Origin of the sequence: Nonomuraea sp. NPDC048901 (assembly GCF_040649695.1) — a bacterium.
Classification (GTDB): domain Bacteria; phylum Actinomycetota; class Actinomycetes; order Streptosporangiales; family Streptosporangiaceae; genus Nonomuraea.
Window position 1 is genome coordinate 155,702 of sequence record NZ_JBEZFW010000016.1, and the last position, 22,032, is coordinate 177,733.

Annotated in this window: 27 protein-coding genes and 1 pseudogene; 17 read left to right on the plus strand and 11 right to left on the minus strand. The window is 67.3% G+C overall.

What is annotated here, in order from left to right; translation table 11 throughout:
- Nucleotides 1-11: 11 nt before the first annotated feature.
- Nucleotides 12-341, plus strand: a pseudogene (locus tag AB0C30_RS42250) (peptide-methionine (S)-S-oxide reductase); the annotation flags it as partial.
- A 64-nt stretch (nucleotides 342-405) separates the two neighbouring features.
- Here the strand turns inward: AB0C30_RS42250 and AB0C30_RS42255 are convergent.
- From AB0C30_RS42255 to AB0C30_RS42265, 3 genes are all read right to left on the minus strand, one after another.
- Nucleotides 406-897, minus strand: a complete 492-nt coding sequence (locus AB0C30_RS42255; RefSeq protein WP_357954703.1) for a helix-turn-helix transcriptional regulator — start codon at nucleotides 895-897, stop codon at nucleotides 406-408.
- Between the two features lie 224 nt (nucleotides 898-1,121).
- The gene (locus tag AB0C30_RS42260; protein WP_357954705.1) at nucleotides 1,122-1,325 is read right to left on the minus strand and encodes a hypothetical protein; all 204 of its coding nucleotides are present in this window, start codon (nucleotides 1,323-1,325) and stop codon (nucleotides 1,122-1,124) included.
- Entirely contained in the window at nucleotides 1,316-1,657 is a 342-nt protein-coding gene (locus tag AB0C30_RS42265) for a hypothetical protein (protein ID WP_357954707.1), read from the minus strand. The genes AB0C30_RS42260 and AB0C30_RS42265 overlap by 10 nt, the downstream gene beginning before the upstream one ends.
- Before the next feature lie 207 nt (nucleotides 1,658-1,864).
- On the opposite strand from AB0C30_RS42265, the gene AB0C30_RS42270 reads away from it, so the two are divergent.
- Together AB0C30_RS42270 and AB0C30_RS42275 are read left to right on the plus strand one after the other, a co-directional pair.
- A complete protein-coding gene (locus AB0C30_RS42270) occupies nucleotides 1,865-2,575 on the plus strand; it encodes an XRE family transcriptional regulator (RefSeq protein WP_357954709.1) in 711 nt (236 codons plus the stop codon).
- 10 nt (nucleotides 2,576-2,585) lie between these two features.
- Nucleotides 2,586-3,053, plus strand: coding sequence for an NUDIX domain-containing protein (locus AB0C30_RS42275; protein ID WP_357954711.1), 468 nt, complete (start codon nucleotides 2,586-2,588; stop codon nucleotides 3,051-3,053).
- On the opposite strand, the gene AB0C30_RS42280 is transcribed toward AB0C30_RS42275, so the two are convergent.
- Both AB0C30_RS42280 and msrA read right to left on the minus strand, forming a co-directional pair.
- Nucleotides 3,035-3,379, minus strand: coding sequence for a hypothetical protein (locus AB0C30_RS42280; protein ID WP_357954713.1), 345 nt, complete (start codon nucleotides 3,377-3,379; stop codon nucleotides 3,035-3,037). The two genes, AB0C30_RS42275 and AB0C30_RS42280, sit on opposite strands and share 19 nt — an antisense overlap.
- A 225-nt stretch (nucleotides 3,380-3,604) precedes the next feature.
- Nucleotides 3,605-4,117 carry a peptide-methionine (S)-S-oxide reductase MsrA gene (msrA, locus tag AB0C30_RS42285; RefSeq protein WP_357954715.1) on the minus strand — a complete coding sequence of 171 codons (513 nt, stop codon included), beginning with the start codon at nucleotides 4,115-4,117 and terminating at the stop codon, nucleotides 3,605-3,607.
- Between the two features lie 243 nt (nucleotides 4,118-4,360).
- Here msrA and AB0C30_RS42290 point away from each other — a divergent pair, with 243 nt between their 5' ends.
- Together AB0C30_RS42290 and AB0C30_RS42295 are read left to right on the plus strand one after the other, a co-directional pair.
- A complete protein-coding gene (locus AB0C30_RS42290) occupies nucleotides 4,361-4,954 on the plus strand; it encodes a DUF4291 domain-containing protein (protein ID WP_357954718.1) in 594 nt (197 codons plus the stop codon).
- Between the two features lie 679 nt (nucleotides 4,955-5,633).
- Entirely contained in the window at nucleotides 5,634-6,047 is a 414-nt protein-coding gene (locus AB0C30_RS42295; protein ID WP_357954720.1) for a hypothetical protein, read from the plus strand.
- Nucleotides 6,048-6,276: 229 nt separating this feature from the next.
- On the opposite strand, the gene AB0C30_RS42300 is transcribed toward AB0C30_RS42295, so the two are convergent.
- Nucleotides 6,277-6,699: a hypothetical protein gene (locus AB0C30_RS42300; protein ID WP_357954722.1), complete on the minus strand. Its 423-nt coding sequence runs from the start codon at nucleotides 6,697-6,699 to the stop codon at nucleotides 6,277-6,279.
- Here AB0C30_RS42300 and AB0C30_RS42305 point away from each other — a divergent pair.
- The 4 genes from AB0C30_RS42305 (at nucleotide 6,692) to AB0C30_RS42320 (ending at nucleotide 10,458) form a co-directional block, all read left to right on the plus strand.
- Nucleotides 6,692-7,195 (plus strand): RNA polymerase sigma factor, encoded by a 504-nt coding sequence (locus tag AB0C30_RS42305; protein ID WP_357954724.1) that lies wholly within the window; start codon nucleotides 6,692-6,694, stop codon nucleotides 7,193-7,195. The two genes, AB0C30_RS42300 and AB0C30_RS42305, sit on opposite strands and share 8 nt — an antisense overlap.
- A complete protein-coding gene (locus AB0C30_RS42310) occupies nucleotides 7,192-8,217 on the plus strand; it encodes a CU044_5270 family protein (protein ID WP_357954726.1) in 1,026 nt (341 codons plus the stop codon). Before AB0C30_RS42305 ends, AB0C30_RS42310 begins: the two co-directional genes overlap by 4 nt.
- Nucleotides 8,218-8,344: 127 nt before the next feature.
- Entirely contained in the window at nucleotides 8,345-9,550 is a 1,206-nt protein-coding gene (locus AB0C30_RS42315; RefSeq protein ID WP_357954728.1) for an FAD-dependent oxidoreductase, read from the plus strand.
- A complete protein-coding gene (locus AB0C30_RS42320) occupies nucleotides 9,547-10,458 on the plus strand; it encodes an RNA polymerase sigma-70 factor (protein ID WP_357954730.1) in 912 nt (303 codons plus the stop codon). The genes AB0C30_RS42315 and AB0C30_RS42320 overlap by 4 nt, the downstream gene beginning before the upstream one ends.
- 18 nt (nucleotides 10,459-10,476) lie before the next feature.
- Here AB0C30_RS42320 and AB0C30_RS42325 read toward each other — a convergent pair whose 3' ends face one another.
- Together AB0C30_RS42325 and AB0C30_RS42330 are read right to left on the minus strand one after the other, a co-directional pair.
- Nucleotides 10,477-12,069, minus strand: coding sequence for a hypothetical protein (locus tag AB0C30_RS42325; protein WP_357954733.1), 1,593 nt, complete (start codon nucleotides 12,067-12,069; stop codon nucleotides 10,477-10,479).
- Complete coding sequence (locus AB0C30_RS42330) at nucleotides 12,066-12,995, minus strand: ABC transporter ATP-binding protein (RefSeq protein ID WP_357954735.1); 930 nt, start codon at nucleotides 12,993-12,995, stop codon at nucleotides 12,066-12,068. The genes AB0C30_RS42325 and AB0C30_RS42330 overlap by 4 nt, the downstream gene beginning before the upstream one ends.
- Before the next feature lie 91 nt (nucleotides 12,996-13,086).
- Here AB0C30_RS42330 and AB0C30_RS42335 point away from each other — a divergent pair, with 91 nt between their 5' ends.
- From AB0C30_RS42335 to AB0C30_RS42345, 3 genes are all read left to right on the plus strand, one after another.
- Nucleotides 13,087-13,635, plus strand: a complete 549-nt coding sequence (locus AB0C30_RS42335; RefSeq protein ID WP_357954737.1) for a MarR family transcriptional regulator — start codon at nucleotides 13,087-13,089, stop codon at nucleotides 13,633-13,635.
- 168 nt (nucleotides 13,636-13,803) lie between these two features.
- Nucleotides 13,804-14,259 (plus strand): helix-turn-helix domain-containing protein, encoded by a 456-nt coding sequence (locus tag AB0C30_RS42340; protein ID WP_357954739.1) that lies wholly within the window; start codon nucleotides 13,804-13,806, stop codon nucleotides 14,257-14,259.
- 2 nt (nucleotides 14,260-14,261) lie between these two features.
- Nucleotides 14,262-14,816 carry a PIN domain-containing protein gene (locus tag AB0C30_RS42345; RefSeq protein ID WP_357954741.1) on the plus strand — a complete coding sequence of 185 codons (555 nt, stop codon included), beginning with the start codon at nucleotides 14,262-14,264 and terminating at the stop codon, nucleotides 14,814-14,816.
- A 47-nt stretch (nucleotides 14,817-14,863) separates the two neighbouring features.
- On the opposite strand, the gene AB0C30_RS42350 is transcribed toward AB0C30_RS42345, so the two are convergent.
- A complete protein-coding gene (locus AB0C30_RS42350) occupies nucleotides 14,864-15,925 on the minus strand; it encodes a hypothetical protein (RefSeq protein ID WP_357954743.1) in 1,062 nt (353 codons plus the stop codon).
- A 277-nt stretch (nucleotides 15,926-16,202) separates the two neighbouring features.
- Between AB0C30_RS42350 and AB0C30_RS42355 the strand changes: the two genes are divergently transcribed.
- From AB0C30_RS42355 to AB0C30_RS42375, 5 genes are all read left to right on the plus strand, one after another.
- The gene (locus AB0C30_RS42355; protein WP_357954745.1) at nucleotides 16,203-16,865 is read left to right on the plus strand and encodes a DUF4097 family beta strand repeat-containing protein; all 663 of its coding nucleotides are present in this window, start codon (nucleotides 16,203-16,205) and stop codon (nucleotides 16,863-16,865) included.
- Between the two features lie 165 nt (nucleotides 16,866-17,030).
- Nucleotides 17,031-18,869: an RICIN domain-containing protein gene (locus AB0C30_RS42360; protein ID WP_357954747.1), complete on the plus strand. Its 1,839-nt coding sequence runs from the start codon at nucleotides 17,031-17,033 to the stop codon at nucleotides 18,867-18,869.
- Between the two features lie 248 nt (nucleotides 18,870-19,117).
- Nucleotides 19,118-19,399, plus strand: coding sequence for an SDR family oxidoreductase (locus AB0C30_RS42365; protein ID WP_357954749.1), 282 nt, complete (start codon nucleotides 19,118-19,120; stop codon nucleotides 19,397-19,399).
- A gap of 58 nt (nucleotides 19,400-19,457) precedes the next feature.
- Nucleotides 19,458-19,946 carry a DUF5946 family protein gene (locus AB0C30_RS42370; RefSeq protein ID WP_357954751.1) on the plus strand — a complete coding sequence of 163 codons (489 nt, stop codon included), beginning with the start codon at nucleotides 19,458-19,460 and terminating at the stop codon, nucleotides 19,944-19,946.
- A 60-nt stretch (nucleotides 19,947-20,006) separates the two neighbouring features.
- Entirely contained in the window at nucleotides 20,007-20,546 is a 540-nt protein-coding gene (locus tag AB0C30_RS42375) for an AAA family ATPase (RefSeq protein ID WP_357954753.1), read from the plus strand.
- Here the strand turns inward: AB0C30_RS42375 and AB0C30_RS42380 are convergent.
- Complete coding sequence (locus tag AB0C30_RS42380; protein ID WP_357954755.1) at nucleotides 20,543-21,541, minus strand: zinc-binding dehydrogenase; 999 nt, start codon at nucleotides 21,539-21,541, stop codon at nucleotides 20,543-20,545. The genes AB0C30_RS42375 and AB0C30_RS42380 overlap by 4 nt on opposite strands.
- A gap of 47 nt (nucleotides 21,542-21,588) precedes the next feature.
- A complete protein-coding gene (locus AB0C30_RS42385; protein ID WP_357954758.1) occupies nucleotides 21,589-21,936 on the minus strand; it encodes a MerR family transcriptional regulator in 348 nt (115 codons plus the stop codon).
- Nucleotides 21,937-22,032 lie beyond the last annotated feature (96 nt).

Genomic DNA, 22,032 nt, shown 5'->3' on the forward strand with positions numbered 1-22,032 from the left:
ACAAGACATCGATGGTCAGTCCCGCTGACGCTCTGACCGGGCGTTCCACGGAGATGCCGGTCCCGGCGCGACACGCGATCCTGGACGCGCCCCTGGCTCCGACGTACCCCGTGGGCACGGAGATCGCCGACTTCGGCCTGGGCTGCTTCTGGGGCGCCGAGCGCGTCTTCTGGCAGGTTCACGACCCGACGCAGAGCATGCGCCAGGGCAACGACGCCGGCACCCAGTACCGCTCGGCGATCTACTGGCGCTCGCCGGAGCAGCAGAAGGCGGCGGAGGCGTCGCGGGAGGCGTACCAGGAGGTCCTGAAGAGGCCGGGCTACGGCGAGATCGCCACGGATGCTTCCGCGTCTGCGTCGCCGCGAAGCGCGATCTCCGGTAAGCGGCCCTGTTCATGGACAGATTCTATGGTCGGCGAACGATATCGGATCTTGTGGCCTCGAGTATGGTCCATTGCTCGCCGGTCAGCCCGTAGAGCGGAGTGAGATCCTTGAGATCGCTCGCATTGGGAATAACCTGCGCTCGTTCAAACCCCTCAAGCGCCCATGTGGATATTCCCGTTCGCGCACTAACCTGGTTTATCGACAGCCCGCTTTTTAGTCGAGCGCTGCGAAGTGCCTCCGCGAGTTGCCCCTTGGGGCCTGGCGGGAGCGTGATCGGATTGGAGGCTACCGGGCGGGGTGCGTTGTCTGTGTTCCCCTCTGCGCGGGAGGAGCCCGCGACGGCCGCGACACCGCCTGATAGGAGAACAAAGCCGATGATCAGAGCTACGAGCACGATCGCGCCTGAGGAGTCGGAGTCGGTGGTGTCGGCGGTGGGGGAGTTTCGAGTGTGAGCCCTCACTCGTGTCCGCTTGCCGCTTTTGAGATATCGCCAATGCGATCTGACGGAAACCATGGAGCGAGGTTAAGCGGCGGCTCCGACAGAATTAGCCGGCAGGCAGCAGAGGGCTAGCAAAATGGCGCTCGGCAGAACGCTCTCCTTACTTTACGGAGACCGTGCCTAGTGTTATAGGGCAGCCTTTTTGGCGGTTTTACGAGTGGCGACTATGGGGAGATCGAGGGAGTGGTCGTCTAATGCGCTCGCCCGGTGCTGCTGCGCAAATGGTTACGGGGGAGGTTTCAAGCCATTTTGCCGGCGTTCGTTGCCCTGATCTCGGCCTCCAGGTGCCTAACCAGCTCTTCCATAGTCTTTCCGCAGCGAACGTTGTTGAGGTTGCTGCTCTGTGGGACCAGGCTCACGCGGATGGCCGTCCAACCACCGGCCAGGTCATAGATCTGCCACCCAGGGAAGCGCCTGACCACCTGCTCCAAGGTCACCGGCACGGCTGTGCTCCATCGATCATCGGTGAGAGTGGGTGAGACCTGCGCACCTCTGCGTAGCGGAAGGCGACGCGGTGGGCTGCTCTTCCGGGCTCCAGGAGTGGGTGGCAGGCGTAGACGGCGCGCTTCCGGTTCGGTTCCCAGCCTGTACGCCACCAGAACCCGTCATGGTGGCACCAGACGATGAGTCCGACCCACACCGAGACGAGTGCGATCCCGTAGCCGTCGTGTACGTCGCTAAGGATGTTGAGGTGCCTCAACTCCCGCCGCAACTGCTCGGCAGCGTCCAGCGATGTGGCGACCTCAGGGTCGGACAGCGCGTGCTGTGGGTACATCCACCTACCTCCAGTGACGGCGGTACCAGTGAGTCCAAGTGAAGCCGGGCGGACGGGACCTTTGAACTGCGCCGGAGCCCATCGTCGGGACGTGTTGGGTTACCGAGAAACGTCCCTGGATGGACTTGAAACGTCCCGGGGTGTTCGCGTCCACTGGAGTGCGTGAACGAGCGACTACGCACAGCGATGCTCCGTCATGGTGTGGGCATGGAAGACCTGGCTGAGACGTGTGGCGTCGAGCCGAAGACGGTGGAGCGGTGGATCAACACCGGTCGGGTCCCGCACCGCCGGCACCGGTGGGCGGCTGCGAAGTTGCTTACTGCCGACGAGACGTACCTGTGGCCCGACGTGCTGGAAAGCAGCCAGGAGCGCCGAGGCAGGGCGAACCGGTCGGAGCTGGTCGAGGTCTTCCCCGATCGCGCCAGCGTGCCACGCGAACTGTGGCTGCGACTTCTCAGCGATGCTCAGGAGAAGGTGGACGTGCTGGTCTTCTCAGGGACGTTCTACGCCCAGACGCAGCCCAAGATCGCACGGTTGCTCAGAGAGACGGTGGAACGTGGTGTCGCGATCAGGTTGTGCTTCGGTGATCCCAACGCTCAGCCCGTCGACACGCGTGACCATGAAGAGGGTCTCGGGGGGACGCTGGCCGCCAAGATACGCTCATCCCTGACCTACTACCGGGCGCTGCCCGACCTGGATGGCTGCGAGATGCGGCTGCACTCCACCACGTTGTATGCCTCACTGTTCCGCTACGACGACGACATCCTGGTCAACCCACACGCGTACGGTGAACCAGCGTCGGCCAACCCGACCTTCCACTTTCGCCGCCTCGACGGCGGGACGATAGCGGACCACTACATGTCATCGTTCGAGCGCGTCTGGGCCGAGGCAGTGCCGTGGTCCGGCGCGAAGATCTGAAAGGCAGCTCATGGGGCGAGTCGAGTACTGGAACGACCCGGACGCGCCGAAGGCGAACAGCCTGGTACCCGCCTGCGGGACGGTCACGGTGGACGACGCGGGGCGCATCCTGATGCAGTGCCGACGCGACACCGGTCAGTGGGCTCTGCCCATGGGCAAGATGGAGATCGGGGAGACACCGTCTCAGTGCGCCGTGCGGGAGACCGAAGAGGAGACTGGCGTCCGCGTCGAGCCGGTGGGCATCCTGGGCATCTACTCCGACCCTGGTCACATCGTGGCCTACACCGATGGCGAGATCCGGCAGGAGTACGAGGTGATGCTGATCGCCCGCCCGGTCGGTGGTCGGCCGGGGGCCAACGATGAGGCCAGCGACGTGCGCTGGGTGGCCCCTGGTGATCTTCATTCGCTGGACATCCACCCCACGCAATGGCGACAGCTCAACGACTACCTAGAGCGCGCCTACCCCCACGTAGATTGACCTCTGGTCAGTAGGGTCGCCGGTGGCGCCGGGCAGACGGCGGCCAGTTCGTCGGGATGGTTGAGACGCATGCGGCGGACGCGGAGTCGACGCGAATTCGCTGCGGTCCGCTGAGGCAGGATCGACATCGGCACGGCGAGGTGGTCCTCGGCGTGAGCCGCGGTCGCGGCCAGCGTGGCGATGTCACGCCTGATGTTCGCCACGATCTCGGTCAGCGCCTGCCGCAGCTGCGGCTCGGGAGCGTCCAGCAGATCGGCGATCTGGCGCAGTGGCAGGCCGAGCCGCGGCCGGGCTGGTGATGGCCGCTCGCCCGGCCGAGACGTCAAGGCCGTATCTGGTCACGCTGGCCGGCGCCGGGCTGACCGGTCTGCTTCATGACGCCGGAAACCTGGCACTGACTCAGCTGGCCGCCCCAGCCGACGCCTACAGGGACCGACGGCCCTACGGGGGCACTGGAACAGCTCGGGCACGCGCTCCACATGCCCATCATGATCTGATCCGGGGTTCTGGGCCGGCGGTATCTGCGCACCACGACCGACGGCTGAACGGGGTCAGCCCTCCGTGCGGGCGGGCAGCCGCCATCCCGGACGCGGGAAGTGGCAGGTGTAGCCGTTCGGGTAATGCTGCAGGTAGTCCTGGTGCTCGGGCTCGGCCTCCCAGAAGGGGCCGACCGGCTCCACCTCGGTGACGACCTTGCCCGGCCAGAGTCCGGAGGCGTCCACATCGGCGATCGTGTCCTCGGCGATCCGCTTCTGCTCGTCGTCCACGTAGTAGATCGCCGAACGGTAGCTGAGACCGATGTCGTTGCCCTGGCGATTCTTGGTGCTCGGGTCGTGGATCTGGAAGAAGAACTCCAGGATCGCGCGGTAATCGGTCGTCTCGGGGTCGAAGAGGATCTCGATGGCCTCCGCGTGCGTCCCGTGGTTACGGTACGTCGCGTTCGGCACGTCACCCCCGGTGTATCCGACCCGGGTCGCCGTCACACCCGGAAGGCGGCGGATCAGCTCTTCCATCCCCCAGAAGCATCCGCCTGCCAGCACGGCCCTCTGCGTCTGCGTAGCCATGACGACCCCCTCCACGATCTCTCAGCTCGGTCGCTTGGGCACCACCGGCATCCCATGCCTGCCCGCTCTTCTCAACGCGCGAGGGTTCCGAGCGATTCCGTGCCCGCGCGGCCGCAAGCCACGGACAAGGAGCCGGCGCGGTGGGTCGCGGCACCGGCAATCCGCACGGTCTCTCCGCCACGGTGAACGGCCATCCGAAAATTCGCTGGCCGTCTGAGCCGTCCGCCCTCACGCTTGTACCCCATGGAACAACCGCAACGCGGGATCCGTGCCGCCTATTCGGACTCAACGATCACCGTCTACCAGGCGTACGACCCGGAAATAGGCCTGCCCGCCGTCCGCGACGGCCGTTTCCCCGCCGCGTGGAAACGGAACAGGATGACGTGGATCAAGCCGTCGTTCCTGTGGATGATGTACCGGTGCGGCTGGGGCGCCAAGCCGGGGCAGGAGACCGTTCTCGCCGTCGAGATCAACCGTGACGGCTTCGAATGGGCGCTGCGGCACGCGTGTCTGTCGACCTACGCTCGCGACGTACACCCCGACCGCGAAACCTGGCAGCGTCAGCTGAAGCGCGCCCCCGCCCGCGTGCAGTGGGACCCCGAGCGGGGCCTGCGTTTGCAGCCTCTTCCCTACCGATCCCTGCAACTCGGCCTCTCGGGCGAGGCCGTACGACGCTACGCCGACGAATGGACGGTCGCCATCCGCGACATGACCCCGCTCGCCCACGAGATACACGCCCTCGTCAGCGGTGGTGACCTGGACTCCGCCGCCCGGCTGCTGCCCCAGGAACGCTCATATCCCGTTGGAGACGAGCTTCTTGCTCACCTACGGGGGTGACACCTCCTCGGCGTGCTGATCGCCTCGGGCGACCGGCAGCTGTCCGACCTGCGGATCGAGCGGTTCATGCGCGGGATCATGCTGGCCGCGCGGCCGCGGTGGGCGCGCTGATGGGAGCCGTCCAGGCGACCGGGCTCGCCAGCCACAGCCTGGGCCGGTCAGAGGAGGAGGCTGTGGCTTCCTGGCGTCACGCCACCGACCTGATCATGCGGGGCCTGAAGTCCCTGTGATCACCCATGACACCTGATCCGGCAGGCGGCTGAGATTCTGGACACGGCCCGTTTCCCTCTTCTCGACGTAGGGTTGATGTCGTGCGGTTTCTACGTGGGGTTATCGCCGCAGTCGTCCTCTACTTCGTCGTCTTCTACGCTGTGGGACTCGTGTTCGGTAGTAATCCGATCTTCATTCTCCTCGTGTGGGCCGCAGCAGTTGGCCTGCTCTTCGCGATCCCACCTGCCAGGAGAATGGTGATTGGTTCGCGGCGCACCTAACTGGGGTCGGTCCAATATGAGTGACTCGTTGGGATATTGCGGCAAAACGGCTACTGCGGGATCGGCGGGACGGGCGTGACCTGCCCCGTCGGTCTGACAATCAGCGACGGGGAGTAATGATTCGCCTTACGCGGCGTGGCAGTGAGACGGAGGCTCTGGCCGGAAGCCTCACTCCCGACGAACGTCAGATGATCAGGGTCCTCGATCTTCAGCGCCTCGCCGTGAAGAAGGAGGGCCGGACGCCCGAACAGGCGGCGCAGGCAAAGGATCCAATCTACGGCGTTCTCTCCTCTTTCGCGATATGGGAGGACTTGATCAACGACATGGAGGAGGGGTGGCCAGGCCAGGACTTTGTCTACACGTACCTCAATGACCTGACTGTCCGGGATGGTCTGGAAGAGTATTGCGAGGCTCTGCAAGGAACGGCTCACACGAAGCTCACCCGCACGCTGGATCGCCTCGACGAGCGCTATCGCGCCGTGACGCACGAGGACGGCGGCGCTCAGCTCGCACGGTACTGGCGGCCCCTCGCAGAGGGGAACGAGACCCGATGGTGGTGGACTCGAGGGCCGAACGATCTACCCCCGGGGTGGTGTCGCTAGTAGCTACAGCGACGACTTTTTCTACATGATCGAGGGCGTGCCCGCCGACGGGCGCCCGCTGCGCGTCGGGCGGTCGTTGGACCGCGCTGCGGCTCTTTGCCACGGTCCCGACCAGCATGTACCGCCCAAGCGCCGGGGAGGAATAGGCCGAGGATTCGCGGGGTGACCCCGTGACCTCTGGCGGGCGTGGCGGCGCCGTCCCTCCAGATCCCACGCCGCCACGCCCGGTTTATCGGGCTTGCCCGGACAGCAACGCCGTCCAGATCGCCCCAGCTTCATGGATCGAGCACGGCGAGGTCTTGCGGACCTCGGGGGTGCCGTCGAGTTGGACGGTCCGCCGGATGAACGCCTGCCCGCCGCCCTCGCACAGCTCGTGCACCGTGGCCCGGCAAGAACAGGTCCAGGCCACATGACGTACCCGTTCGAGAGCCTGGTGCGGACGTCGCCAGTCCAGCCGGGTGTGACCTCCGCGAAGCGCCTCGCGGACGAGGTGCTCAGCACGGGATCGCTGGAGTGGATGACGCAGGTCCTCAACGGAGATTAAGTCAACGTTTCCCTTGGCCTGTGTTTCCGGGACGCCATCCCTCTGCGACGCCAACTCAAGATTTTCTGGAAGAATCGCACGCTTGCGGGCAAGCAAGGGTGTGATCACTGCTCCTGGCGTCTTCGAGGCCATCTTCGAAGCCCATTACGAGGAGATCTGGCGCTACATCGGCCGCAGGCTCGCCCTCGACGTAGCCGAAGACCTGGCGGCGGAGACGTTCCTCATCGCCTTCAGACAGCGCGACCGCTTCGACTCGGCCGTAGGCGAGGTCAGGCCGTGGCTGTACGGCATCGCCACCAACCTCATCGGCCGGCATCGGCGTGCCGAGGTGCGGAGGTACCGTGCCATAGCCCGGACGGGGCCGCCACCTGACGACGAAGGACACGATCAGCGGATCGTGGACTGGCTCACCGCGAAGGTGACGGTCGACCGGCTGGCGGGGGCGCTGGCGCGGCTGTCACAGGGGGAGCGCGATGTGGTGCTGCTCATCGCGTACGCCGGGCTGAGGTACGACGAGGTGGCGGCGGCGCTCGGAATCGCCCCGGGGACGGTCGCGTCCCGGTTGAGCAGGGCCAGGACCAAGCTTCGTGAGGGGTTGGAATGAACGAGTTCCAGGTCATCGACTCGCTGATGCCCGACACGCCGACCCCGTCGGCCGGCCAACTGGCGGCGGCGCGGGCGCGGGTATTCGCAGCCGCACCGATTCCTCCTGCGTCCAGGGCACGGGTGCGCAGGAGGTCGTGGACGGGCATGGCGCTCGTGGCGGCGGCCGTGGCGCTCGTGGTCGGCGCCGTGACGGTTCTCGTACCTCGGCCTGCGGTGCAGCCTGTCGCGGTCACGCCCATGCAGAAGCTGGAAGCCGCGGCCGCCAGGCTGGCGGCGACACCGGAGGCGAAAGGTCGTTTTTGGCGACGTGACACCGAGGAGGTCATGCGGACGAAGACCGAGTACAACTACAAGGCCGAGATACGGGCCATGGAGGTGGAGGAACGGGCCATGGAGGTGCTCGCCTTCGGGCCCAGCCGCGAGGTCTATGGCTGGCGCGAGCCGGTGTCGTCGAAGCCGTACACGGCCAAGGGCCTGAAGGCGTGGCGACGGGACGGCTCGCCCAAGCTGTGCCCCGCACGGGGGTGCGACAAGAACATGCCCGCGTACTCCTCGACGGACCTGAAGCTGGGGCTGGAGCTCGCCGAGGGGTTGAAGCCGACGATGACGGAACTGCGGAACCTCCCCAAAGAGCCGGCGGCGCTCAGGGCGCGGCTGCTGGCAAGTTACGACCCTCAGGGGGCCGCTGAGCGCGAGCCGTGGCTCGCGGGGGCCGTCAAGCGGCTCATCAACTCACCGGCGACGCCCGGCACCAGGGCCGCCGCTTACCTTCTCCTGGCGAAGGCGCCGGGCATCAAGGTGGTCGACGAGGTACCCGGCACGTTTGGGCTCAACGGGCTGGCTCTCCAGTACCAGGGAGGTCAGCTGGTGATCGACCCCAGGACTGGACAGTTGCTCGGGATACAGGGGCTGAGTCCCGAGGGCGTTGCGTGGGAAGCCGAGATCATCAGGAAGGCGGGCTGGAGCGATGTGCGGCCGGTGGCGCCTCCCAAGTGCCGGAGCTGTACGGCCCGGCTCTAGAACGCGCGCACCGGATGGGTTGCCTTTCGAAGTGAGCGTCTGTGGCGCGTGTCACACCGATCGCATGTCACGGATCGGCGGGCTGCTTGCATCCCGTGGTTGTCCGTACCAAGCGAAAGGTACAAAAATGACCACGCGATACGAAACCGGCATGGCAGCTCCGCACCGCGTTCTGATTCTGGGGGCGGGGTACGCGGGCATGGCCGCGGCGATCCAACTGGCCGCTCGGACCAAGGGGCGCGAAGACGTACAGGTGACTCTGGTGAATCCGCAGGAGCGGTTCACCGAGCGGTTGCGGCTGCACATCTCGGCGACCGGGCAGCAGGTCGCCGAGATGAACATCCCGGAGTTGCTGGAGGGCACGGGCGCGCGGTTCGTGCGCGGCTGGGTGACGGCGATCGAGGCAGACGCCAAGGTCGTGCGGATCGACGACGACCGCGTGCTGCGCTACGACACGCTGGTGTACGGGCTGGGGAGCGTGGCCGACACGGTGACGGTGCCGGGTGTGGAGGAGTACGCGTACACCCTCAACAGCGCCCACGACGCCGAGGTGCTGGCCGAGCGGCTGGCTCGGCTCGGTCGCGGTACGGTCGTGGTCGGCGGCAGCGGGTTGACCGGTGTCGAGTCGGCCGCGGAGATCGCTGAGCGGCACCCCGAGCTGACCGTCGTGCTGCTGGGCCGGCAGGAACCCGGCGCGGCCATGAGCCCCAAGCCGCAGGCCTATCTGCGGTCCGCGCTCACGCGCCTGGGTGTCCAAGTGCGTAGCGGGATCGAGGTGGCGAAGGTGCTGCCCGACTCCGTCGAACTGGCGGGCGGGGAGAGCGTCGCCGCCGACGTCGTCCTGTGGACGAGCGGTACGCGGGTGTCGCCGCTGGCGGCCGCCGCCGATCTGACCGTCGACGAGCGCGGCCGTATTGTCACCGACGCGACGCTACGGTCGGTGTCGCACCCGGATGTGTACGCCGTGGGCGACGCGGCCGCGATTCGCCAGGGCTACGGCGTCATGCATGGCACCTGCCAGGGCGGCATGCCGACCGGTGTACACGCTGCGGTGTCGATCGTCCGTGCGTTGGACGGGAAGCGGACCAAGCCGTTCCGCTTCGGCTACTACCACACGCCGGTGAGCCTGGGACGGCACGATGCGGTCGTCCAGTTCACCCACCCCGACGACAGCCCTCGACGGGTGCATCTGACCGGCCGCATGGCGGCACGGTATAAGGAGGCGGTGACCGCTTCGCCCTGGCCGACGTACGGCCGTATGAAGAAGATGCCGGCCTCAGGTGCGTTCTGGCCCCGTGGCGGCCGCTTCACCCGTGTCCGAGGTGTGCGATGACCAGCCCGTACGGGGAGCACGACCAGCAGGTGTTCAACCAGCATCGCAATCTGCTGTTCTCGGTGGCCTATCGTGTCCTCGGCACCGTGGCCGACGCCGAGGACGCGGTACAGGATGCCTGGATCAAGTGGTCGGCCGACGACCGTTCGCAGGTGGCCGACCCCAAGGCCTATCTGGCACGGATCGTGTCGAATCTGGCCCTGCAACGGCTGCGCTCGACCCGGTACCAGCGCGAGACCTATGTGGGGCCGTGGCTGCCCGAGCCGATCCTCACCAGCGGCGACACCGCCGATGACATCACGAGCGCCGAGTCGGTGTCCACGGCGATGCTGGTGGTGCTGGAAACCCTGAGTCCGCTTGAGCGCGCGGTGTTCGTACTGAAGGAGGTCTTCGACTTCAGTCATGCCGAGATCGCGCAGGCGGTGGAGCGTTCCGAGACGGCGGTACGCCAGGCCGCGCACCGCGCTCGCGAGCACGTACGGGCCCGGCGGCCGCGCTTCACCGCCGACCGGTCGCGGCAGCGCGACGTCACGGAGCGCTTTCTCGCCGCCGCGACCGGAGGCGACATCAACACCCTTATGGAACTGCTGTCACCGGACGTCACGCTGTGGACCGACGGGGGAGGCAAGGTCCGGCAGGCTCTGCTTCCGGTCGTGGGCGCCCAGACGGTCGCCGCCTGGTTCGGCGCCATCGGCAAGGTCACGTACCAGGGTGTCGCGCCCGGCGACATGAACGCCGAACTGGTCGAGATCAACGGCGGGCCGGGCATGGTGTTCAGCGGTCTGGGACGCGTCATCGCCACTGTCACCTTTGATTTCGACGCTGACGGCCGCATCACCGCCATCCATAACATCGCCAACCCGGACAAACTTCGGGCCATCGCTGAGGGGGCCATTCGCACGCTCTGAGGTCCGCGCCGGATCGCGCTATCCGAGGTCACGTCGGCGGAGCGCGGCCAGCCCCACGGCGGTGAGCGAGGTGGCGACGACGGTCAGCAGGATCAGCGGCGTCATGGTGAATTCGGCGACCGGGAGCCCGGGGGTCTGCGCGAACGGCGACACCGTCAAGATCGACGGGTCGGCGTGCAACAGTTCCACCGCGAACTCGAGCACGAAACACAGCCCGAGCGCGACATAGGCGACGATCGCGGCGAGCCGCGGCAGCAGGCCGTACACCAGCACCGGAATGGCGGACAGCACCAGGACCGAAGGAAGCCGTGTCAGGCTCGCCCCCAACAGCCGGGCGATCTCGCCGCCCGCGTCTCCCGTGGAGAGCCCATAGACCAGACCCATCCCGAGGCCGAGCCCGGCGAGCACGATCGCCGACCCGGCCGCGACGACGGCCAGGTGACCGCCTGCCCAGCGCAGCCTGCCGATCGGGCCGGTCAGGATGACGTCGGCATGGCCGGAGGTCTCCTCCGCCCGCAAGCGCAGGGTCGCCTGAATCGCGTAGACCGTGATGACCTGGCTCATCAGGTAGATGACGAAGGCGAAGAAGCCGTCGGCGGGACGGCCGCCGCCACCCATCCGCTCGATCAGGCCCCTGAGAGCCTCGCTCGCGTTCAGTTGCTCGGCGGCGCTCCGCGCCACGCCGCCCAAACCGGCGCCGAACGCGGTGGACGCGACGGCCCAGGACAGCAGCGTGCCCCGCTGCAGCCGCCAGGCCAGGGCAAACGAGGTACGCAGGCCCGGCGCCGCCTCGGCGGGGCCGAGCCGGGATGGGAGGATGCCGGCCCCCAGGTCCCGGCGCGCGGACATCCGGTACGCGCCGGCCACCAGCAGCAGGGTCAGACCGATGACCGGCAGCAGCGGCCAGTAGTGGTCACCGGCGAAGGGACGCATGCGCTGGGTCCAGCCGAACGGCGACAGCCAGGACACCCAGGAACTCTGCTCGAGGTCCGCGACCGCGCGCACCGCGTACAGGATGGCCATCGCGGTGGCGGCGAGGCCGGCGGCGGTACGAGCGCTTTCGGTCAGCTGGGCCGCCAGGCCCGCGAGCGCGGCGAAGACCCAGCCGACGGCGGCGACCGACAGCCCCATCACCAGGGCACCCTGTGCAGGCAGCCCCTGGCCCATGAGCCCCAGTGCCACGACAAGGGCGGTGATCAGCCCGGCGGCGAACGCCACGGTCAGCGCGGCCGTCAGTGCCGCGTGCCTGCCGACCACGGTCGAGCCCAGCAGTTCGCTACGGCCCGCTTCCTCCTCTCCGCGAGTGCTGCGGATCACCAGGAACAGGCTCGCCAGTGCGATCAGCAGGGCAGCCTGCCCCCGTACTCGCCACGCGGCGAGCCCTGCGGCGGACGAGTCATAGATCGGGCCGATCATCATGAGCTGTGTCGGGTCGCCGTTGGTCGTGTGGAGGAACGTCTGGCGCGCCTCCTCCGTGGGAAACGCGGCGGCCACCGAGCCGGCCACGCCGATCACGAGCAGCGCCACGAGCCCGTACCAGACCGGTAACCGCACCCGGTCGCGCCGCAGGATGAGCCGGATCAGTCCGCCGGTGCCGATGAGAGTGTTCATCGCTGTGCCACCGCGTGCTTTCCGTTCGAGCCCGCGCCGGACAGATCGTCTTCGTAGTGGCGCAGGAACATCTCCTCCAGCGTCGGTGGCTGGCTGACCAGGCTCCGCACACCTACCTTCACCAGCTCGCGCAGCAGCGCGTCCAGCGCGTCGCCGTCGACCTGGCAGCGCAGCCGGTTGCCCTGCGTCCACAGGCTGTGTACGCCCGCCGAGCCGACGAGTTGGGGAACGGGCCCGGCGAGCTCGGCCGCGATCGAGGTGCGGGTGAGGTGGCGCAGTTCGGTGAGCGTGCCCGTTTCCACCGTGCGGCCGTGCCGGATGATGCTCACCCTGTCGCACAGGGCCTCGACCTCGGCGAGGATGTGGCTGGACAGCAGCACGGTACGGCCCTTGCGCCGCTCTTCCTGGATGCTCTCCTGGAAGACCGCCTCCATCAGCGGGTCGAGGCCGGAAGTGGGCTCGTCCAGGATGAGCAGGTCGGCATCCGAGGACAGCGCCGCGACCAGGGCCACCTTCTGCCGGTTGCCCTTGGAGTAGGCCCGCCCCTTCTTGCGTGGATCCAGTTCGAAGCGGTCGAGCAGTTCGGCCCGGCGCCGGGGGTCGATCCGGCCGCGCATCCGGCCGAGCAGGTCGATCGCCTCGCCACCGGACAGGGTCGGCCACAGGGTCACGTCACCGGGTACGTACGCCAGCCGCCGGTGCAAGGCGGTCGCGTCTCGCCACGGATCGCCGTCCAGCAGCCGAGCGGTCCCGGAGTCCTGACGCAGTAGGCCGAGCAGGATCCGGATGGTCGTGGATTTACCTGCCCCGTTCGGCCCGAGGAATCCGTGCACCTCACCGGCCCGGACCGTCAGGTCCAGACCGTCGAGTGCCCGGGTCCGGCCGAAGGTCTTGACCAGACCGGACGCGGAGATCATGTTTGCCATACTTCGGACACTACATGAATTTCACGAAATTCGTGAAACATCAGTTAGTCTGTAGCCTGTGGCCATCAGAGCCGACGCGCAGAGGGTGTGCATGACCGAGAGAGCCGACGACGAGACCGGCATGACCAAGAGAACCGGGGACGTGCGCACGGCCGACGCGCTGCGGTTCCTCGAACGGTTCGCCGTGATCATGTCCGACTCGGGTTACCCGCGTATGGCGGCCCGCGTGCTCGCGGCGCTGCTCATCGCCGACGACGGCCGGCGCACCGCCGGCGAACTCGCCGACGTACTGCACGTCGGCCCGTCGGCGGTCTCGGGCGCGGTGAAATATCTGATGCGGGTCGGGATGGTGACCCGCGAGCGGGACCCCGGTGAGCGCCGTGATCATTACCGCGTCGACCAGGCGGCGTGGTACAGGGCGGCGGCGTCGAGTGACGAGGTTTTCCGTCGTTTCGAGGAGGGCGCGCGCGACGGAGCCGAGGTGCTCGGTACGGACACGCCCGCGGGCGCCCGGATGGACGAGACTCGGCGCTTCTTCGCGTTTCTCCGGAGCGAGGTCCCCCAGCTGCTGCACAAGTGGAACGAGTTGAACGCTCAGCCTGCAGAACGATCAGGCGGCTCGGCCCGGTCCGGCTCCTGACGCGCGCTTGGTCGTCGCCGTCGTCCGACGGTGGTCTTTCGCGCTCTCCGAGGTCGCGCGAGGTGGAAAGCGGCCAGCCCGAGCGCGGTATCGCTACCCAAGGGGGTCTCGTAGGGGTGCTTGCGATTGTTTCGTTTATTGCGGATACTGCGATAGGGAGGTGTTGTCATGACAGACGTCCAGGCCAAACGTGTTCAGCCCGGGATCATCGACGCCGAGCTCGCCAGTCGCGCGGTGCGGCGGATCAAGGATTACCTCATGCGGTATCCCGAGCAGTCGACCATTCGCGTCGACGGCGAGCATGGTGGCGAGAACCCGTTGATCCTGCCTCGCGAGGCTGTGAGCCTGCTCGCCTTCGTCCTCGCTCAGGCGGCTGAAGGGCGCGGAGTAACGGTCATACCGTCCCATGCCGAGCTAACCACGCAGCAAGCAGCGGACATGCTGAACGTCTCGCGACCCTATCTGATCAAGCTTCTGGAAGCGGGTGAGATGCCCTTCCGGTTGATCGGTAAGCATCGGCGTATCACCTATGAGGACCTCCAGGAGTACAAGCGCCGTGACGACGTCAAGCGCCGGACGGCTGCTGATCAACTTGCTGCACTGGGGCAAGAGCTGGGCATCTGAACATGGCCTTCGTGGTGGTCTACGACGCGAACGTGCTGTACGGCAACACGCTGCGCGACCTGCTCATCCGCCTTGCCATGGTGGGGCGGACGCAGGCCAAATGGACCAACGGGATTCTCGACGAGATGCAACGCAACCTGCTTGCCAACCGTCCCGATATTTCGGAAGAGAAGTTTGGCAAACTCCGGCTCCTGATGAACTCGGCTGTCCGGGATTCCCTGATTGAGGGGTATGAGCCGCTGATTGAGGGGCTGAAGCTTCCCGACTCGGATGACCGGCATGTGCTGGCGGCGGCGATCAAGGCAGGGGCACAGATCATCGTGACGTCGAACCTCAAGGACTTTCCGCCAGAGGACTTGGCCCCATGGGGCATTGAGGCCAAATCGCCCGATGACTTCGTGCTGGACCAAATTGACCACGACGGGAGAGTCGTGTGGGCTTGCGTGCAGCAGATCGCGGACTCGCGTACCAACCCGCCGGAAACTGTGGACGACGTGCTCGATGCATTGGAGACGGCAGGCCTCGTCGAGTCGGTCGCTGCCCTACGAGCCGGTTAGAGGCATTGCCAGCCCGATCTTGTGGACCACATCCGCATGCCGACTGATCATTTCAGCGCGCTGAAGTGCGGGAAGATCTCGGACTTCTTGCCGAGCTTGAGCAGCGTCTCCGTCACCCGGCCCTTCAAGTCGACGATCCCGACGCCGGCCTTGGTGGTGATGAGCAGGTGCTTCTCGTCGTACCAGCCGAGGGTGGTGGCCCGCCCGCTGGAGGCGATGGGCAGTCTCGTCACGGCCTTGCCGGTTGCCGCGTCCCACACGCAGGCAGCCTTCTCCAGTGGCAGGCAGGCGGTGACGAACCGCTTGCCGGAGGGGGAGAAGCCGCCGCGTCCGTCGCCGCCCGGCCGGCCTCGTACCTGGTATTCCTTGGTGGCCTTGCCCTGGAGGTCGTACAGCCGGACGGTTGTGCTGCCGAGCCTGCCGTGTCTGACCAGGAAGCGGGTGCCGTCGTTGTTCCACTCGAAACCGCCGACGGTGACCAGCGCCTTGTAGATCTTGACGAAGCGGGGCGTGAGGTCAGGCACGTCGAGGATCAGGACTCCTGCCGAGCGGTCGCCCTGGCGGGCCAAGCTGACGGTGAACAGCAGCCTCTTGCCGTCCGGTGACCACCTGGGCCAGCGCATCTGGGGATACTGGGTGCCGCCGTTCTCGGTGTCGGCGGGGGTGTAGTCGGTGAGCTGGATCGCGACGTCTCGGCTCTTGCCGGTGGTCCGGTCGAGGATCCGCAGGCGGCTCTTGGCTGGCTCTTCCCGCGACTCCAGTCGCCCGACCGTCCAGCGACCGTCGGGGGAGACCGCGAAATCCCCATAGTCGCTCTTGATGAACCGCCGCCGGTCCGGCTGCCATGCCCACAGCGCGAACAGGCCCCCGTGGTTTTGCATGTCGACGGTGGTGTACGACGTGAGCTGGACAGGGCGGCCGTTCAGGTCGGCGACGACCGCGGCCTGACCCTTGCCGAACTGGCCATCTCCCGTCTGTTCCGTTACGCCAGGTAACGGGCCCCGGGTCGGCTGAGGCGGGGGCGCGACGGCCGAGGCGGCGGTGGCGGCGGCTGTGGCGGTGGTGAGCACCAGTGCGCTCACCAGGCTGGACACGAAACGGCCGAGCATGTGATCTCTCCTGGCTGTCGGAAGGAAGCCTTACCAAGATCAGAATAGGGTCCGCCCCGACCCCGCCGTGGCGGCTCATCGCGAATTTCCACCACCCCGCCACCGAACCCCGCATGGACGCCCTCGGGCTCAACGCCGAGCGTGCGGGTGGTGTGTCAGTGGTCGCGTCAGGACGGCGACGGCCCGGTATCAGCACGGTCGGCGATGCTCAATCCCATGAACGGTCCAGCGCTTGCGAACTGGGCCACACCGAACTCAGATTCAGCAGGAGCACACAATGCAGAAGTTCGACACCCCCGCCGCGATCACCACCGTCCTGGACATCCCCGCCGGGCGCGTCCAGTTCATCGCGGCCGACCGGGCCGACACCACTGTCGAGGTGCTGCCCGCCAACGCCTCCAAGGGCCGCGACGTCAAGGCCGCCGAGCAGACCACGGTCGAATACGCCGACGGCGTCCTGCGGATCGAGACCGCGCAGAAGAACCAGTACCTCGGCCCCACCGGAGCCATCGAGGTGACGGTCCAGCTGCCCACCGGTTCCCGCGTCGAGGCGAAGTCGGGCAGCGCCGAACTGCGGACCGTCGGCCGCCTCGGCGACGTCACCTTCGAAGGCGCCTACCACCAGATCAAGCTGGACGAGACCGCAAGCCTGCGCCTCACCGCGACCGACGGCGACGTCGAGGTCGGCCGGCTGGGCGGCCCCGCGGAGATCAGCACCGCACGAGGCGACATCCGGATCGCCGAGGCCACCGGCGGCAAGGTCGTGCTCAGCACCCAGTCCGGCGACATCACGATCAGCGCCGCCGCCGGCGTCTCGGCCTCCCTGGACGCCGGTACCACCCACGGCCGCATCGCCAACACCCTCAAGAACGATGGCACCGCCGAGCTCGACATCCACGCCACCACCTCCAGCGGCGACATCACCGCCCGCAGCCTCTGACTGAGAGTTCTGGACGCTTCCCCGGCCCCGAGGTCGCACCCCACGCCCCTCGCGTGGCCTGGGGGAAGCGCGTATTACGCCTGGATTGGCTATTCCGGTCGGGCCCAGTACGTTGATCTTCCTCATCGTCAAGGTGAGCGATGTTCACGATCCGGGGGTCGCCGAATGCTTCTCAAACGCCTTGTCCTCTATGTCGCGGCGGGGGTTCTCGTCGCCAACGGGCTCGATGCCCGTCCCGTGGCGGCGGAATCGCTCGATCCATGTTCCGGTACGGCGGTGTCGTCCGAGCCGCTGAGCTGCGGCGCGCCATCGGACCTCTTCCCCGGCGCGCGGCTCGGGTTACGGACGGGCCCCCAGGCGAACGGGGCCCGGCTCACGGCGGACCAGGCCGACGCGGCGGCGGAGGCGGCGACGGCCAAGGTCCTCTGCGATGGCGACGGGGAGAGCGGCAAGCGCGTCGAGGTCCTGTACGTCCGCGAGCCCAGCATGCCCGACCGTTTCACCCAGCTCATGCCGATGTTCCAGGCGTGGCTCGCCAACGCCGACGACGCGTACAACGACGCCGCCGCGGAGGGCGGCCAGAGCCGGCACATCCGCTATGTGACGGAGGCGGTCTCCGGGGGTTGCCAGGTCGCGGTACGCCAGGTCACGGTGCCCGCCGACTCGCTGGCCACCTTCGACAGTGGCATCACCGCGGTGAAGGCGCTGGGATACGACAAGGCGGACCGCAAGTACCTCATGCTCACCGAGGCGACCGTCGAATGCGGGCGGGGCGGACGGTACAACGACGATCGTCCCGACGCCGCCAACTACAACAATCGCACCACCTACGCGCGGGTCGACGCGATACCCAACTGTTTCGGCGCCAACGCGATCGCCCACGAGCTGGGCCACACGTTCGGCGCGGTGCAGCCGAGCGCGCCGCACTCCTACAGCGGGCACTGTACGGATCAGTTCGACCTCATGTGCTACGGCGGTACGCCGTCCTGGGACTGCGTGGAGTGGAACGACTACCGGGTTCCCGACTGCAACCGCGACGACTACTTCAACGTCAGCCCGGAGGCGGACAGCTATCTAGCCACCCATTGGAACAGCGCGGACAGCGACTTCCTCATCAAGGGCGCCGCCGCCGACGTCGTAGGCCATCCCACGGTCGGCTTCACGTACGCGATCACCAGCGTGTCCACCGGCGGGGCCATCGAGCCGATCGACGGCTCCACGACCGGACTGGTCAGGCTCAGTCAGCGCGCCCGGACCAACGGGGCGAGCCAAAAGTGGATCATGGGTTACAAGACCGGCCTGCAGTTCATCAACGCGAACAGCCGGATGTGCGTGGACAGCGCCTACAGCGGCACCACCTCGGGAACCCAGGTCCTGCAGTACGGCTGCAACGGCCAGGACGGCATGCGGTGGGCGTACCTGCCGCAGGCGGACGGCAGCTACGCGATCATCAACTGGCTGTCCGGTCTGGCCCTGACGGTCACGGGCGCGTACCCGGCCCCGCTGGAGCAGCGGCCCTACACCGGGGCGACCAACCAGCGGTGGAAGTTCAACCGGATCACGGATCCCGGCCCGCAGGACGGCGCGAAGTACTACCTGACAGGCATCGGCAACCGCGAGAACGCCGAGGTGCTCAACGGCGCGCTGACCTCCGGAGCGGTGGTCACGCATAAGGCGCACTCCGGCGCCACGCGCCAGCAGTGGACGTTGCGCAAGGCCGCCTCGGACACCTTCCCCGCCCGCCTCGTCAACGTCAACAGCGGCCTGTGCCTGGACCTGAAGACGCCGAGCGACGCGGCCGGAACTCAGATCGTCCAGTCGACCTGCACTGCGAGCAACGCGCAGATGTGGACTGTACGGCGTGCGGCTGACGGCACGTACGTCCTCGTCAACGTCCACAGCCAACGCGTGCTCAACATGACGACCGGTACGTCGTCCGCCCTGGACCAGCAGGTCCTGGCCGGCAACAACGCCAACCACTTCTGGGCGCTCAAGCCGATCTAGCCTGGCCCGCCCGGTCCCTGGAAGCCCAGGTCAGCGGTGTGACCTGGGCTTCTCGTGGGCGAAGACAGCAAAGGACCTGATTTGCGAAGATTTCCAGATGGGAATCGACATGAGCGCACAGGGGCCTCTGGCGGGCAGGGTAGCGGTGGTGACCGGAGTGAGTCGCCGGGCCGGGATCGGCTTCGCCCTGGCCCGTGAACTGCTGAGCGCCGGGGCGAAGGTGGTGGCGCAGTCGTGGACCCCACACGATGCCGATCAGCAAGGGTGCGATCCATCAGATGACGGCCAGCCTCTCCGACGCGCTCGCTGATCGAGGCATCACCGTCAACACGGTCAACCCTGGGCCGGTGGACACCGGCTGGGCCGGTCCCGAGCTCGCCCGGCACATCGGCCGTTCCCTGCCTTCGGGCCGGTGGGGCAGGCCAGATGAGGTCGCCAAGGTGGTCCGTTGGCTCGCCTCGGACGATGCCGCCTGGATCACCGGGCAGGTGATCAATTCTGAGGGCGGGTTTCGACGTTGGGTGGAGTGAGGGCTGTCGGCCGAAATGTCGTCGACAAGGCCGTTGCTGACCGCCTATGGTGCGGACCGTGACAGACAGCCCCAGCATGCGCCAGTGCGACTGCGGTGCGAGTGCCGGCCCGCTGGGTGTGTGCGTCGACTACTACCACGCGATCCTGGCTGAAGAGCAGGCCGATCCGCAGATGTACAGGTGGCACGCGCCCGTGGTGTGCGCGTACCTCCTGCAGCATCCTTCCAGAGCCAATGAGAAGTACCTGGACGGCCAGTTCCGCCAACTGCAGTTGTACGTGGACAAGGGCCTCGACGCGCTGCTTCGCGTCGCGGCTCATCAGGTGGCGCGGAACAAGCACGGGGTACGGTCGGGCTACGACATGGCGCCGCTCGAGGAGTACGCGCCGCTCCCGCAGGCCGGATCTCCCGGGCGCTTCCGCGCTACGTTCTGCGGCTTGCCCGTCAAGGGTGGCAGCTTCGTGTCCGATGGGCATCTGGCGTACGGACGCCACATCGAAGCCATCGCCGAAGCGACTGTGGAGTCCTGGAGATCCGTCCAGACCTGACGGACAGCCCGCAGATCAACCCATCCCATGCCCAGATCCGGGATGTACGGGAAGTGATTCATGAAGCGCTACATCCTGACCGGCACGCCTGGAGCCGGGAAGACCGCCATCCTGCGTTGGCTGGAGTGCGACGGCTACACCGTCGTCGAGGAGGCGGCGACAGATGTCATCGCCCTGCGGCAGGCCCAGGGCGAGTCCGAGCCGTGGACGAAGCCGTCCTTCGTTGAGGCGATCGTCACCTTGCAGCGCCGACGGCAGGAACAGGCCGCGGCCCTCCCCGGCGAGGTGCAGATCTACGATCGATCGCCGGTCTGCACCTACGCCCTGGCCACTTATCTCGGCCACTCCGTCTCGCCGGCGCTGACCCGCGAACTGGAACGCATCGAAGCGCAGCAGATCTACGAGAAGAAGGTGCTCTTCGTACAGAACCTCGGGTTCGTCACGCCGACCGACGCGCGGCTGATCACGTTCGAGGAGTCGCTGCGGTTCGAGCGGGTCCATCAGGACGCCTATGCCTCACTCGGGTACGAGTGTGTGCTGATCGCTCCGGGCGTGCTGCCGGACAGGGTGGCGGCGGTCAAGAAGCAGTTCGGTTCCTAGCGCCAAGGATCAAGGGCGTGCTTGCCACGGGTCCGGCCTGCTTCGAGTTCCTGAAGCACCGCCGGCCCGTCGCCCAGGGGGTGGACCTGGGGGGTGCCGGGCGGGTACACGCCGTGGGCGATGAGCGCCCCGATCTCCGTGAACAGCGATCGGTAGATCGATGGGGCGGCGCTCGCCAGCGCACCGATGTGCAAGCCCTTCACCTGCGCGTGGTGGGTGAAGACCAGGTCGTGCGTGGTCAGACTGGCGTCGCCGGAAGCGGCGCCGAACACGACGACGCGCCCGATGAAGGGTTTGGCGACCGACAGACTGGTCTTGAACGTGGCCTGTCCTACCGATTCAAGGACCAGCTCGACTCCGCCGGTCAAACGGGTGATCTCCTCGGCCAGGTCGGGGCGTGCAGTGTCCAGAACCTCGTCGGCGTCGAGCGCTCGAACGACGTTGTGCTTGGCCGGTGAGGCCGTGGCGATCACCCGCGCACCGTAGTGGCGGGCGAGGCGCACCGCGGCCTGCCCCACTCCTCCTGCCGCCGCGTGGATGAGCACCGTGTCACCTGGCTTGATCTCACCCAGCGGCCTCAGCGCCGCCAAAGCGGTCGCCCAGTTCAGCACCATGCCGAGGGCTTCGGCGTCCGTCCAGCCGGACGGGACGGGCAGCACCTCTGCGGCCGGCAGCGCCATGTACTGCGCGAAGGCGCCAGGGCCGGCTCCGATGACGTGGGTACCGAGCGGAAGTGGGGCCTCGACGTCAGGTCCGACGCCCACGATCTCACCGGCGGCCTCGAATCCCGCGACGTAGGGCGCCTGAGGCCCTCCTCCGTAGGTTCCACGGGTCTGCATGACGTCGGCGAAGTTGACCCCGGCCGCGCCGACTCGGATCAAGTACTCGCCCGGGCCCGGGGTGGGGCGACGACGGTCGCTGGTGAGGATCAGATCCTTCGGCCCGCGGTGCGACCGCTGAAGCAGTGCCCGCATCGTCTGGTGGTTGGTCTCCATACGCCGAAACGTAGGAGCCTCACACTGGCGTGAGGGTCAAGCCATGGTCACCGGCGGGCCTCGCGCAGGTAGGCGTCGAGTGCCGACTGCTGGGCGGTGAGAGCGGCGATGCGAGCGGTGAGCCGATCACGATAGCTCTCCACCTCATGCAGGAAAAGCGGATCCGGGTCAGCTTCCGGTCCGTCGGTGAGGTGGGGCAGGGCTGCCTTGACCAGCCGTACGGGCAGCCCGGACTCCAGCAGCGAGCGAATAGCGTGGACGCGGTCGATGGTCGACTGGCAGTAGTCGCGGTATCCGTTACTGCACCGACCAGGGACGATCAAGCCTTCATCCTCGTAGTACCGCAACGACCGCACACTCACGCCGCTGGCGCTGGCGGCTTCGCCGATCTGCATGTCTCAGACAACGTGCCGACGCTCCGCGAGCTTCCGTGAGCGTTTCACCGGCATCGCGTGGCTCACCGGCCGGGCCTTCACAGCGGCGAGCCGAGG

Excerpts from the sequence above, each read along its gene's own strand:
- AB0C30_RS42255 (WP_357954703.1), bottom strand. The coding sequence starts at position 897 with ATGGTTTCCGTCAGATCGCATTGGCGATATCTCAAAAGCGGCAAGCGG.
- AB0C30_RS42265 (WP_357954707.1), bottom strand. The coding sequence starts at position 1,657 with ATGTACCCACAGCACGCGCTGTCCGACCCTGAGGTCGCCACATCGCTG.
- AB0C30_RS42270 (WP_357954709.1), top strand. The coding sequence starts at position 1,865 with ATGGAAGACCTGGCTGAGACGTGTGGCGTCGAGCCGAAGACGGTGGAG.
- AB0C30_RS42275 (WP_357954711.1), top strand. The coding sequence starts at position 2,586 with ATGGGGCGAGTCGAGTACTGGAACGACCCGGACGCGCCGAAGGCGAAC.
- msrA (WP_357954715.1), bottom strand. The coding sequence starts at position 4,117 with ATGGCTACGCAGACGCAGAGGGCCGTGCTGGCAGGCGGATGCTTCTGG.
- AB0C30_RS42290 (WP_357954718.1), top strand. The coding sequence starts at position 4,361 with ATGGAACAACCGCAACGCGGGATCCGTGCCGCCTATTCGGACTCAACG.
- AB0C30_RS42295 (WP_357954720.1), top strand. The coding sequence starts at position 5,634 with ATGATCAGGGTCCTCGATCTTCAGCGCCTCGCCGTGAAGAAGGAGGGC.
- AB0C30_RS42310 (WP_357954726.1), top strand. The coding sequence starts at position 7,192 with ATGAACGAGTTCCAGGTCATCGACTCGCTGATGCCCGACACGCCGACC.
- AB0C30_RS42315 (WP_357954728.1), top strand. The coding sequence starts at position 8,345 with ATGACCACGCGATACGAAACCGGCATGGCAGCTCCGCACCGCGTTCTG.
- AB0C30_RS42320 (WP_357954730.1), top strand. The coding sequence starts at position 9,547 with ATGACCAGCCCGTACGGGGAGCACGACCAGCAGGTGTTCAACCAGCAT.
- AB0C30_RS42325 (WP_357954733.1), bottom strand. The coding sequence starts at position 12,069 with ATGAACACTCTCATCGGCACCGGCGGACTGATCCGGCTCATCCTGCGG.
- AB0C30_RS42330 (WP_357954735.1), bottom strand. The coding sequence starts at position 12,995 with ATGGCAAACATGATCTCCGCGTCCGGTCTGGTCAAGACCTTCGGCCGG.
- AB0C30_RS42335 (WP_357954737.1), top strand. The coding sequence starts at position 13,087 with ATGACCGAGAGAGCCGACGACGAGACCGGCATGACCAAGAGAACCGGG.
- AB0C30_RS42340 (WP_357954739.1), top strand. The coding sequence starts at position 13,804 with ATGACAGACGTCCAGGCCAAACGTGTTCAGCCCGGGATCATCGACGCC.
- AB0C30_RS42345 (WP_357954741.1), top strand. The coding sequence starts at position 14,262 with ATGGCCTTCGTGGTGGTCTACGACGCGAACGTGCTGTACGGCAACACG.
- AB0C30_RS42350 (WP_357954743.1), bottom strand. The coding sequence starts at position 15,925 with ATGCTCGGCCGTTTCGTGTCCAGCCTGGTGAGCGCACTGGTGCTCACC.
- AB0C30_RS42355 (WP_357954745.1), top strand. The coding sequence starts at position 16,203 with ATGCAGAAGTTCGACACCCCCGCCGCGATCACCACCGTCCTGGACATC.
- AB0C30_RS42360 (WP_357954747.1), top strand. The coding sequence starts at position 17,031 with ATGCTTCTCAAACGCCTTGTCCTCTATGTCGCGGCGGGGGTTCTCGTC.
- AB0C30_RS42365 (WP_357954749.1), top strand. The coding sequence starts at position 19,118 with ATGCCGATCAGCAAGGGTGCGATCCATCAGATGACGGCCAGCCTCTCC.
- AB0C30_RS42375 (WP_357954753.1), top strand. The coding sequence starts at position 20,007 with ATGAAGCGCTACATCCTGACCGGCACGCCTGGAGCCGGGAAGACCGCC.
- AB0C30_RS42380 (WP_357954755.1), bottom strand. The coding sequence starts at position 21,541 with ATGGAGACCAACCACCAGACGATGCGGGCACTGCTTCAGCGGTCGCAC.
- AB0C30_RS42385 (WP_357954758.1), bottom strand. The coding sequence starts at position 21,936 with ATGCAGATCGGCGAAGCCGCCAGCGCCAGCGGCGTGAGTGTGCGGTCG.